Genomic DNA, 11,193 nt, shown 5'->3' with positions numbered 1-11,193 from the left:
TGAGGTATCCGTAGAGGGGGCCGTGCCGCTCGATGAAGGCCGACCTGCCGGTGCGCACCGTCTGGGCGACCGTGCCCATGCCGTACCAGAAGCCCTCCTGGGCGATCATCCGTACGGCGGGGCGCAGCGTGTCGGGCGCGTCCTCGCGGAGCGTGGCGCCCGCCTCGGTCAGCTCGTAGACCCCGGGCGTCGTCGTTGCCACGATGCCCATGGAGGCGAGCTGGCGGAGCACCCGGCCGAGCCCGGACGGGTCCGCCCCGCACCGGGCCGCGAGCTCCTTGACGCTCAGCGGCCCGTCCTTCAGGTGATCGGCGCAGCCCAGCTCGGCCATCGTGGCCAGGGCCGCGAAGCGGGAGACCCCGCCGATCGCATCCCAGACCGGTGCCTGTGGGTCGCTCATTGACACTCCTGTTCCTTCGTCGGGAGTTCCCTGTCGGGAGGCGGAGGCCGGCTCCTGGGAGGCGGGCGCCTTCGCCCCGGGGGCCGGGGCCGTGTCTTCGGAGGTGGGGGCAGCTTCGTCGTCGGAGGCCGCCTCGTCGTCGGAGGGGGCGGCTTCGTCGTCGGGGGCCGTGTCTTCGGAAGCGGGGGTCGCCTCGTCGCCAGAGGTGGGGGTCGCCTCGTCGTCGGAGGTCGCCTCGTCGTTGGAGGCGAGGGTCGCTTCGTCGTCGGAGGTCGTCTCGTTATCGGAGGCCGTGTCTTCGGAGGCGGAGGTCGTCTCGTCGTCGGAGGCCGTGTCTTCGGAGGCGGAGGCCGTCTCGTCGTCGGGGGCCGTGCTTCCGGAGGTGGGGGCCGTCTCGTCGTCAGAGGCGGGGGCCGCCCCGCTCCGCATACCGCGGACCAGGCGGCCGACCTCGGCGCGCAGGTGCACGAAGTCGGGGTGCTCCCGCGTGGTGATCTGGTCGCGCGGGCCGGGCAGGTCCACGCGCAGGTCGCCGACGATCCCGGCCGGGGACTTCGACAGCACCACGACACGGTCGCCGACGTAGACGCTCTCGTCGATGTCGTGGGTGATGAGCACGATGGTCATGTTGTGGTGGCTGCGGACCTGCAGGGTCAGGTCCTCCAGCTCCTCGCGGGTCTGGGCGTCGACCGAGCCGAAGGGCTCGTCCATCAGCAGCAGGGTGGGGCGGTAGGCCAGGGCCCGGGCGATGGAGACCCGCTGCTGCATGCCCCCGGACAGCTGCCACGGGTATTTGGCCGCGGCGCCCTCCAGGCCGACCTGCTCCAGCGCCTCCAGCGCGGTCGTCCTGCGCTGCTTCTTGTCCATCCCCTTGCGCCGCAGGGGGAGGGAGACGTTGTCGGCCACCGACATCCAGGGGAACAGGGAGCGGCTGTAGTCCTGGAAGACCACGGCCAGGTTGTCCGGAGTCCGCTCGACGGGGGAGCCGTTGAGCACGACCTGCCCGCCGGTGGGCCGCAGCAGCCCGGCGATGGAGCGCAGCAGCGTGGACTTGCCGCACCCCGAGGGGCCGACGATGCACACCAGCTCGCCCTCGGCGACCGTCAGGTCGATGCCGCCCAGCGCGGTGTGGGCGCCCGGCCCGCTGCCGTAGGTGTGGGACAGGTTGGAGATCTCAAGCACAGCAGGTCCTCAGGTCGTCTGCTTGGCGGCCCGGTGCCAGGACAGGACGCGTCGTTCGGCCGCGAGGAACGCCGAGTTGAGCACGTATCCCAAGACACCGAGCACCACGATGGTCCCCCACACGCCGGGGAGATCGTAAGACCTCTGGGCGTCCAGGAGCTGGAAGCCGATCCCGTCGGTGCTGCCCACCAGCTCGGAGATGACCATCAGGATCAACGCCAGGGACAGGCTGACCCGCAGGCCGGCGAAGATCTTCGGCATCGCGGAGGGGAGGATGATCTGGAAAAGCCGCTGCCCGCGCGACAGCCCGAAGACCCTGGCGGTGTCCAGGTGCTGGCGGTCGACGTGCCGGGCGCCCTCACCGGCGTTGATCAGCACCGGCCAGATGATGCCGAACACGATCACGTTGATCTGCATCTGCGGGCCGATGGCGAACAGGGCCATGAAGAACGGCAGCAGCATGGGCGGGGGGATGGCCCGGGCGAACTGCACGAGCGGGTCCACGAACCGGAAGAGCACCGGCAGGCGGCCCATCGCGAGCCCGAGGGCGGTCCCGACGACTCCGGCCAGCAGCCACCCGGCCAGCAGCCGGCCGATGCTCGCGGGGATGTTCTCCAGCGCCGCGTCGGTGAGCCAGAGCCGCTCGGCCGGGCCGGACAGCCACATCCGGTACATGCTGGCGGCGATCTCCGTCGGCGGCGGGAAGGAGAGGTTCTCCGCGGCGCGGGTGACGAGCTCCCACACCACCAGGACCACCGGGACCGCCCACAGGCGGCCGACGGCGCGCAGGGCGCGTCCCATCAGACGACCTCCGTCCGGGCGCTGTGCCAGCGGAAGATCCGCCGCTCCGCCAGCACGAACAGGCTGTTGGAGACCAGGCCGATGACCCCGGCCCAGATGGAGGTGGCGACGATGTACTGCATCGCGTCGGAGCTGCCGCCCGCCTCGATGAGGAAGACGCCGATGCCGTCGGAGCCGCCGGCGAGCAGCTCGGTGCTGATCGCCACGATGAGCGCGATCGCCGAGGCCAGCCGTACGCCGGTGGCGACGAACGGCGCGGTGCTCGGCAGCGACACCCGCCACAGCACGGCCAGCGGGCCGAACCCGAAGCTGCGCAGCGTCTCCTTGGCGACCGGGTCGACGTCCTTGAGGCCGTACAGCGTGTTCATCAGAACCGGCCAGGTGGCCGCGTATACGATCAGCACGATCTTCATGTCGAACTTGTCGGAGAACAGCGCGAGCGCCAGCGGGATCAGCGCCAGCGACGGGATCGGGCGCAGGAACTCCAGGATGGGACGGAGGGCGGTCTCCACCCGCGGCAGGGTGCCGAGCAGGAACCCGGCGGGCACCGCGACCACGACGGTGAGCAGCAGCCCCAGAGCCCAGGCGCCGAGGGTCGAGACGACATCGAGGAGGAAGTCCCCGTCGGTCACGAGCGCGGCCGCGCGGCCGAGCACCGTCGAGGCCAGCGGGAACACGATCGGGCTGATCAGCCCGGTCCGGCCGATTGCCTCCAGGACGCAGAACAGCCCCGCGGCGCCGAGGGCGCCGCAGAGCGGTTTGCTGTCGAGCAGGCGCCGTCCGATCACCCGGAGTTTCCGAGAAGGAGGGACTTGGCCTCGATCTTGCTCTTCAGCAGGCCCTGCTCAAGCATCAGGTCGGCCACCCGCTGCAGACGGGTCTCGTCGAGGCTGGTGGGGAAGGTGCCGAGTGTGATGACGGCGGCGGTGGCCGCGTCGATCTTGGTGTAGGTCGGCAGGATCTCCTCCACGGCCTTGCGGTCGGAGGCGGAGATCTGCTGGGCCTTGGCGACCGCGCGCTGGAAGGCGGCGACGGTCTTGGGGTTCTTGGCCGCGAAGTCCTCGGTGACGATCACGCCGGCGATGGGGAAGTCGGCGGTCGAGTCGACCATGGTGTCGGCGAGCTTCTGGGCGCCGATGTTCTTCTGGACCGCGGTCAGGTGCGGCTCGGTCATCCAGGCCGCGTCGACCACGCCCTGCTCCAGCTTGCCCGCCATGTCCGGGAAGGGGAACTCCAGGAACTCGACGTCCTTGTCGGTGAGCCCGTGCGTCTTGAGCACGGAGGTCACCGCCAGGGTCCCGATGTTCCTGAGGCTGTTGACCGCGATCTTCTTGCCCTTCAGGTCGGCCGGGGTCTTGATCGAGGAGTCCTTGGCCACCATGAGGTTGAAAGAGTTGGGGGTCGCCTGGTAAAGGTCAGAAATGATCTTCGGCTTGTTGCCGGCCGCCGTGGCCAGGAAGGTCGAGACGTAGTTGGTCTGCGTGGCGTCGAGGGAGCCGCCGAACAGGCTCTGCTGCGCCTGGGCCCCACCCTGGACCACCTGGATGTCGACGGTCAGGCCCTCTGCCTTGAAGAAGCCCTTCTTGTCGGCGATGTAGAGCGCCGCCGAGTCAGGGATGGGCAGCGCGCCGATCGAGATCTTGGACTTCTCCAGCCCGCTCGCGTTGGCGGTGTCGGGCTTGTCGTCCGAACCACCACAGGCGCTCAGTGCCAGCACGGCAGCGAGCCCTGCGATGGCCGCCCGGCCCGCAAGTCTGAACCTCATGGGGTCTCCTTAGCTGCATTTCACCGCCCCGCCGGAACTCGCTGAAGTAGCGGGCGACATGGAGACAGTCCCGGGAGGCACGTGATCAAGGGGGGTATGCCGACCGCGGATCAGAGTAGCGGAGTAGATCGCCCAAATTACAAATATCGGCCTAATGGGGCAAAAGGGCCATAACCGGGCCTGCTTACCGCGCGTCCATGAATCGCGACGACTGGGATTTGTCTAGTCGTCGCACCCCAGGGTGTCAAGAAATGGATTTCGCGACTTTGTGAAACTTTGCACGCGAGTCGGAGAGTGACTGTCCGGTTACGGCCTAGTTGTACCGGTTACGCATAAAATGCGAGTTATGTGCTGTTGGCCGAACTCTTCCGGCTGTGCTCCAATAACCCCTACCCCATGGATGCGTCGGCGTCACCTGCACATCAAATGCGTGACGCGATCCCCTCCAAGCAGACGATCCGAGGAGAGGTAGCGGAGGCCAGTGAGGACAGCGTCAATCCCCAGCGAACGCGAATCCGGGGCGGAACCTCCCCCGGCATTCGACGCCGAGGGGGTGCCGCCGGAGGGCGGCCCGGCTCCGGACCTCGGTGATCGTGGGACCGAGAAGAACGGCAGCAAGCTCGCGCTCAAGAACTGGCGCGTGCGGACGCGACTGATCGCGCTCATCGTCATCCCCACCGCCGCCGCGATCGTCCTGGGCGGTCTGCGGGTGGTCACCTCGATCAGCACCGCCGCCCAGTACGAGCAGGTGCGCACCAGCGCCGAGCTCGTCGCCGACCTGAGCGACCTGGCGCACAACCTGGAGACCGAACGCGACCTGTCGGCCCGGTTCGTCGCCCAGGGCCGCGGCAGCACCGGCAGGGCGAGGCTGCAGGAGCAGTACAAGGCCGTCGACCAGGTGGCCAAGAGCGTGAAAGACCGCATCGACATCATCACCGGCAGCGACGCCGCCGAGGGCTTCGGCGAGCGCGGCCGGAGCGAGCTCGCCCAGATGCGCAGCCGTATCGAGGAGCTCGGCAGCGTACGCAAGACCGCGGTCGGCACCCAGCTCCCCGCCCAGCCCACGATCGCCATGTACTCCCGGACGATCTCCGACCTGCTGGCCCTGCACGACGAGATCATCCAGGGTGTCGCCGACCAGGAGCTCACCGGCAGCGCGTCCGCCTTCGGAGCGCTGGCCAGGGCCAAGGAGCAAGCGTCCAGGGAACGGGCGAACCTCGCCGTCGCCCTCGCCGCCAGGGGGTTCACCTCCGAGGGCCTGAACGCCATGCTGGCCGCCCGCGCGCAGCGCGACAGCGAGCTGGCGACCTTCCGCTCCGATGCGTCGATCGCCCAACGGCAGCTCTACGACGACACCGTGAGCAGCCAGAAGAAGGACCGCGCGGAGTCCATGCGCGCCCGTGCCCTCGTCCTGGCCGTCGACGGCTCCCCGCTCGTCCGCGTCGACGTCTCCAGGACCGGTGCCGGCGACCAGACGACCTGGTTCGACGCCTCCTCCGACGGCATCGACCGGATGCGCAGGGTGGAGAAGCAGATCGCCGACACCCTGATCGCGCAGAGCCGCGTCCTGCAGGAGGACGAGCAGCGTGGCGCGCTGATCGCCGGAGGGCTGAGCGTACTGCTGCTCATCCTCGTCCTGATCATCACCTCGATCATGGCGCGGTCGCTGGTCAAGCCGCTGCGCACGCTGCGCACCGAGGCGCTGTTCATCGCCGGCGAGCGCCTGCCGGAGACCGTGCAGAGCATGCGCGAGAGCGGCGAGGCCGCGGCCGAGGACGTCATCCCGATCGGAGTGGCCTCCGACGACGAGATCGGCCAGGTGGCCCGCGCCTTCGACGAGGTCCACCGTGAGGCGGTCCGCCTGGCGGGCCAGGAGGCGACGCTGCGGAGCAACGTCAACGCCATGTTCGTCAACCTCTCCCGGCGCACCCAGACCCTGGTCGAACGGCAGCTCTCCCTCATCGAGAACCTGGAGCAGGGCGAACAGGACGAGAACCGTCTCGGCAGCCTCTTCCGGCTCGACCACCTGGCCACCCGCATGCGCCGCAACTCCGAGAACCTCCTGGTCCTCGCCGGCCAGGAGCCCGCGCGCCGGTGGAGCCAGCCTGTCCCCCTGATCGACGTGGTCCGCGCCTCGCTGTCGGAGGTCGAGAACTACGAGCGGGTCGACCTGCGGATCTCCGGCGGCGTGTCCGTGGTCGGCACCTCCGTCAACGACGTCGTGCACCTGATCGCCGAGCTGGTGGAGAACGCGATCTCCTTCTCCCCCAGGGAGACCAAGGTCGTCGTCTCCAGCAACCGCATCGACGGCGGCGGCGTGATGGTCTCGGTCACCGACATCGGCATCGGCATGACCCCCGAGGAGCTCGGCCGGGCCAACTGGCGGCTGGCCAACCCGCCGGTGGTGGACGTCTCGGTCTCCCGCCGCATGGGCCTGTTCGTGGTCGGCCGGCTGGCGCTGCGGCACGGCATCCGCGTGCAGCTCCGCCAGCAGGACAGCGGTGGCCTGACCGCCATGGTGCTGCTCCCCGAGGCCCTGCTCTCCGGTTCCGGCGCCCGTCAGGTGCCGGGCGGCGACTGGGCCGGGGCCGGGGCCATGGGCTCGATGGACCGGGCGCCGGCGCTGGCCAGTCCCACCGGGCTCGACCCCGCGCAGCCGACGTTCGCCTCCTTCGACGCCGCCCAGCACTCCTTCAACTCCTTCGACATCGGACAGCTCGGTTCCTTCGAGGCCCCGCAGCCCTCCCCGGGCGGCGGCTACTTCGGTCAGGCGCCGGTCGACACCCCCTGGCCCGGCCACGTGCCGCCGCCGGGCGCCGACTCCGGCTGGCCGAACACCTCCCAGGCCGACACCGGAGTGTGGTCGAACCCGCCGGCGCGCGATGGCGACTCCGGGATGTGGTCGAACCCGCCGTCCCGTGAGGGCGACTCCGCGGCGTGGCCTGGCCCGCCGTCCCGTGAGGGCGACTCCGGGATGTGGTCGAACGCGTCGATGCGCGATGGCGACTCCGGAGTCTGGCCCGACCCGCCGTCCCGTGAGGGCGACTCGGTGGGCTGGCCGTCCACCGCCGACCCGGGGCCGTTCGAACGGCGCTCCTTCGAAGTGGCCGACAACACCGGCCCGCTGCCCGTGGTCCGCGACTCCTCGCCCATGGAAGAGGCGAAGGAGGAGTTCCTGCCGATCTTCGCCGCGGTCGAGTCCGACTGGTTCAAGAAGGTCGAGCCCGCCGCCCCGGTCCAGGACCTGACCGAGGAGCTCAAGGAAGCGGACGCGCCCGCGCCGGCGTCCGACGCCTGGTCCTCACCCGCGGACGCGGGCTGGCAGGCGGCCCAGGCGGCGAGCGAGCCCTCGCTCGGCGGGATCACCGGTTCCGGGCTGCCCAAGCGGGTGCCCAAGGCGAACCTGGTGCCGGGCACGGCCGCCCCCGACGCGGGCGCGGCCTCGCAGACCCCCGTGCTCCGGCCGACCGTCTCCCCGGAGGCGGTGCGCAACAGGCTGGCGAGCTTCCAGAAGGGAGTGCGGCAGGGCCGCGCGGCGGCCCGGGGCGAGGCCGGTGACGGGCAGCCGTATCCCGACTTCGGCCGGGATGTTGAAGGAAACAAGGAGGACCGGTGAGCGAGCTCATCATGGTCGCCAAGGAGGATGACACGTGCGCGAAATGAGCCAGGCCGCCCGGGGGGTCAATTGGCTGATCACTGACTTTGTGAACAACGTCCCAGGCGTGGCGCACACGGTCGTGGTGTCGGCGGACGGTCTGCCGTTGGCGTATTCCGATGGATTTCCCCGGGACAGGGCGGATCAGCTGGCGGCGGTCGCGGCCGGTCTGATCAGCCTGACCCAGGGTGCTTCCAGGGTCTTCGAGGGCGGGGCGGTCACCCAGACGGTGGTGGAGATGCAGCGAGGGCTGCTCCTCATCATGTCGATCAGTGACGGTTCCTGTCTCGCCGTGCTGGCCGCCGCCGACTGTGACATGGGGCTGGTGGCCTATCAGATGACCTTGCTTGTCGAACGAGCGGGCCAGGTGCTCACACCGGCCGTCCGCGCCGAACTCCAGGCCTCCCATCCCAGGTGAGGGCGATGATCCTAGGAGGATGCCGTGACAGGCCGCGGTTGGACCGGTGAAGGTGACCCGTTAGGCGGGTCGCCTTATCAGTCGATGGACGATCTCTATCGGCAACAGGGTGGTCCTTCACATCTCATGCAACCGGCGCCGATGGAGCAGAGCTCCCTGGTCCGGCCGTATGCCGTGACCGGGGGGCGCACCGCCCCCCGGACCCAGCTCGCCATGGAGGCCCTGGTCTCCTCGGCGACGTCCGCACATCATGATCTGTCCACCCGCACCCCGGAGTATCAGGCGATCAGCGCCCTGTGCCGGCAAGTGCGTTCGGTCGCTGAGATCTCCGCGATGCTCCGCATCCCGCTCGGCGTGACCCGGATCCTGGTCGCGGACATGGCGGCCGAGGGTCTGGTCCAGCTGCATCAGCCGCAGCTGGACGCGGGCAAGCCGGATCTCAACCTGCTGGAAAGGGTGCTCAGTGGACTTCGCAGGCTCTAGCCGCGGCGGCGGCCTGACATCGACGAAGATCGTCGTCGCCGGTGGATTCGGTGTGGGAAAGACCACGTTCGTGGGAGCGGTCTCGGAGATCCTGCCGCTGACCACGGAGGCGGTGATGACCGACGCCAGCGCCGGCATCGACGACCTGGGTCTCACGCCGAACAAGACCACCACCACGGTCGCGATGGACTTCGGCCGTGTATCGCTGGACCGGGATCTGATCCTGTACCTGTTCGGCACGCCGGGCCAGCACCGGTTCTGGTTCATGTGGGACGACCTCGTGCGCGGTGCGATCGGTGCGATCGTGCTGGTCGACACCCGGCGGCTGGCCGACAGCTTCCCGGCGATCGACTACTTCGAGGAGGCCAAGCTCCCGTTCGTGGTCGCGGTCAACGGCTGGGACGGGACCTACCCGCACGGTGAGGAAGAGGTGCGCGAGGCGCTGACACTGGCGCCGCACATCCCGATCTCACGGACCGACGCGCGCTCGCGCGACGCGGTGAAGGCCACGCTCATCACGCTGGTGGAGCACGCGCTGACCATGCGGATGGCCGTTCCCGGATGGGGACGCTGACCACGCGGGCAGGCGTTCCCGGGCGGGGACGCCGACCGTAGGGGCGTTAGTGGCGCCTCCCAACGGATAGGCTGGGGGGTCGAGTCGCAGACCTGTAGCGCAGAGGCTGGCCAATCACGTGTTCGAGACGCTTTCCGACCGGCTTACATCGGTCTTCTCCTCCCTCCGTTCCAAGGGGCGGCTGTCGGATGCCGACATCGACGCCACCTGCCGCGAGATCCGCATCGCGTTGCTCGAGGCTGACGTCGCGCTGCCCGTGGTCAAGACGTTCGTCGCCCAGGTCAAGGAGCGCGCCCGCGGCGTCGAGGTCTCCCAGGCGCTGAACCCCGCGCAGCAGGTCGTCAAGATCGTCAACGACGAGCTGATCGAGATCCTCGGCGGCGAGACCCGGCGGCTCCGCTACGCGAAGACCCCGCCGACCGTCATCATGCTCGCGGGTCTCCAGGGTGCCGGTAAGACCACGCTGGCGGGCAAGCTCGCCCGCTGGCTGCGGGACCAGAACCACACGCCCATGCTGGTCGCCGCCGACCTCCAGCGTCCCAACGCGGTCCAGCAGCTCCAGGTCATGGCCGAGCGCGCCGGCGTCGCGGTCTACGCGCCCGAGCCGGGCAACGGCGTCGGGGACCCGATCGAGGTGGCCCGCCAGTCGATCGACCACGCCCGGCGGCAGCAGCACGACATCGTCATCATCGACACCGCCGGCCGCCTGGGCATCGACCAGGAGCTGATGAAGCAGGCCGCCGACATCCGCGACGCGGTCTCGCCCGACGAGGTCCTGTTCGTCGTCGACGCCATGATCGGTCAGGACGCCGTCTCCACGGCCCAGGCGTTCATGGAGGGCGTCGGCTTCGACGGCGTCGTGCTCACCAAGCTCGACGGTGACGCCCGTGGCGGCGCCGCCCTGTCGGTCCGCCACATCACCGGCAAGCCGATCATGTTCGCCTCCACCGGTGAGAAGCTCGAGGACTTCGACGCCTTCCACCCGGACCGGATGGCCTCCCGCATCCTCGACATGGGCGACATCCTCACCCTGATCGAGCAGGCCCAGAAGACCTTCGACGAGGCCGAGGCCGCCAAGATGGCGGGCAAGCTCACCTCGGGCGAGGGCTTCACGCTGGAGGACTTCCTCGAGCAGATGATGATGGTCCAGAAGATGGGCCCCATCAAGAACCTGCTCGGCATGATGCCCGGCATGGGGCAGATGCGCGAGCAGCTCAACCAGGTCGACGACCGTGACCTCGACCGCATCGCCGCCATCATCCGCTCGATGACCCCGGGTGAGCGCCAGAACCCCAAGATGATCGACGGCTCCCGCCGGGCCCGCATCGCCAAGGGCTCCGGCGTGACGGTGACCGAGGTGAACGGCCTGGTCACCCGCTTCTTCGACGCCCAGAAGATGATGAAGCGGATGGCCGGCGGGATGGGCATCCCCGGCATGCCCGGTGGGCGCAAGGCCAACAAGGCCGCGCAGAAGAAGGCGGCCAAGGGCCGGCGGGTCAGTGGTGACCCGCGCAAGGCGGCTCTCGGCAAGGCCCCCTCCGCCGACGCTTCCGACGGCGCCCCCAAGCCGGGCGGCGCCCTCGGCAAGCTGGGGGCCGGCCAGCTCCCGCCGGGCCTGGAGCTGCCGCCGGGCTTCGACCCCTCGAAGTTCAAGCTCCCCGGGCAGAAGTGAGCGACGGCAAGTTCCACAGACGGGCCGGATGGATCTGGCTGGTCATCATGGTGGGCTTCATCATCCTGGCGACACTCGAACTGCTGGGAGTGCGGCCCAAGTAGGACCTCGGAGCGGGGGCGGCGGAGAGATCCGCATCGGCCCGGCCAACCTTTACCGGCACTTCCCACGTCGTGAAGACCTGATCGCCGCCGTGGTCGGCGACAGCCTCGCGGAAGTAATCGGGCTGGCCGGCGACCTGGC

10 protein-coding genes are annotated in these 11,193 nt (G+C 69.5%); 5 read left to right on the top strand and 5 right to left on the bottom strand.

Annotated elements, in window-relative coordinates:
• The 4 genes from ACWDS7_RS41770 to ACWDS7_RS41755 form a co-directional block, all read right to left on the bottom strand.
• Positions 1-1,582 (bottom strand): ATP-binding cassette domain-containing protein (locus ACWDS7_RS41770; protein ID WP_451933796.1); only part of this gene is annotated, 1,582 nt, incomplete at its 3' end.
• Between the two features lie 9 nt (positions 1,583-1,591).
• Positions 1,592-2,383: an ABC transporter permease gene (locus ACWDS7_RS41765; RefSeq protein WP_451933795.1), complete on the bottom strand. Its 792-nt coding sequence runs from the start codon at positions 2,381-2,383 to the stop codon at positions 1,592-1,594.
• Positions 2,383-3,171 carry an ABC transporter permease gene (locus ACWDS7_RS41760; RefSeq protein ID WP_451933794.1) on the bottom strand — a complete coding sequence of 263 codons (789 nt, stop codon included), beginning with the start codon at positions 3,169-3,171 and terminating at the stop codon, positions 2,383-2,385. The genes ACWDS7_RS41765 and ACWDS7_RS41760 overlap by 1 nt, the downstream gene beginning before the upstream one ends.
• Positions 3,168-4,148 (bottom strand): ABC transporter substrate-binding protein, encoded by a 981-nt coding sequence (locus tag ACWDS7_RS41755; protein ID WP_451933793.1) that lies wholly within the window; start codon positions 4,146-4,148, stop codon positions 3,168-3,170. The genes ACWDS7_RS41760 and ACWDS7_RS41755 overlap by 4 nt, the downstream gene beginning before the upstream one ends.
• Positions 4,149-4,629: 481 nt before the next feature.
• On the opposite strand from ACWDS7_RS41755, the gene ACWDS7_RS41750 reads away from it, so the two are divergent.
• The 5 genes from ACWDS7_RS41750 (at position 4,630) to ffh (ending at position 10,950) form a co-directional block, all read left to right on the top strand.
• The gene (locus tag ACWDS7_RS41750) at positions 4,630-7,764 is read left to right on the top strand and encodes a nitrate- and nitrite sensing domain-containing protein (protein ID WP_451933792.1); all 3,135 of its coding nucleotides are present in this window, start codon (positions 4,630-4,632) and stop codon (positions 7,762-7,764) included.
• Positions 7,765-7,807: 43 nt separating this feature from the next.
• Positions 7,808-8,221 (top strand): roadblock/LC7 domain-containing protein, encoded by a 414-nt coding sequence (locus ACWDS7_RS41745; RefSeq protein WP_197048434.1) that lies wholly within the window; start codon positions 7,808-7,810, stop codon positions 8,219-8,221.
• Positions 8,222-8,305: 84 nt separating this feature from the next.
• A complete protein-coding gene (locus tag ACWDS7_RS41740; RefSeq protein ID WP_451933791.1) occupies positions 8,306-8,704 on the top strand; it encodes a DUF742 domain-containing protein in 399 nt (132 codons plus the stop codon).
• Positions 8,705-8,717: 13 nt separating this feature from the next.
• On the top strand, positions 8,718-9,278 hold the full coding sequence (locus ACWDS7_RS41735; protein ID WP_306858536.1) for a GTP-binding protein: 561 nt from the start codon (positions 8,718-8,720) through the stop codon (positions 9,276-9,278).
• A gap of 118 nt (positions 9,279-9,396) precedes the next feature.
• Complete coding sequence (ffh, locus tag ACWDS7_RS41730) at positions 9,397-10,950, top strand: signal recognition particle protein (RefSeq protein WP_306856593.1); 1,554 nt, start codon at positions 9,397-9,399, stop codon at positions 10,948-10,950.
• Here ffh and ACWDS7_RS41725 read toward each other — a convergent pair.
• Positions 10,928-11,193: hypothetical protein (locus ACWDS7_RS41725; RefSeq protein WP_451933790.1), on the bottom strand; the 266-nt coding region annotated here is incomplete at its 5' end. The genes ffh and ACWDS7_RS41725 overlap by 23 nt on opposite strands.

This window comes from Streptosporangium sp. NPDC003464, from assembly GCF_053588315.1.
This window is presented reverse-complemented; position numbering and strand designations above follow the sequence as displayed.

Excerpts from the sequence above, each read along its gene's own strand:
- ACWDS7_RS41755 (WP_451933793.1), bottom strand. The coding sequence starts at position 4,148 with ATGAGGTTCAGACTTGCGGGCCGGGCGGCCATCGCAGGGCTCGCTGCC.
- ACWDS7_RS41765 (WP_451933795.1), bottom strand. The coding sequence starts at position 2,383 with ATGGGACGCGCCCTGCGCGCCGTCGGCCGCCTGTGGGCGGTCCCGGTG.
- ACWDS7_RS41745 (WP_197048434.1), top strand. The coding sequence starts at position 7,808 with ATGAGCCAGGCCGCCCGGGGGGTCAATTGGCTGATCACTGACTTTGTG.
- ACWDS7_RS41740 (WP_451933791.1), top strand. The coding sequence starts at position 8,306 with ATGGACGATCTCTATCGGCAACAGGGTGGTCCTTCACATCTCATGCAA.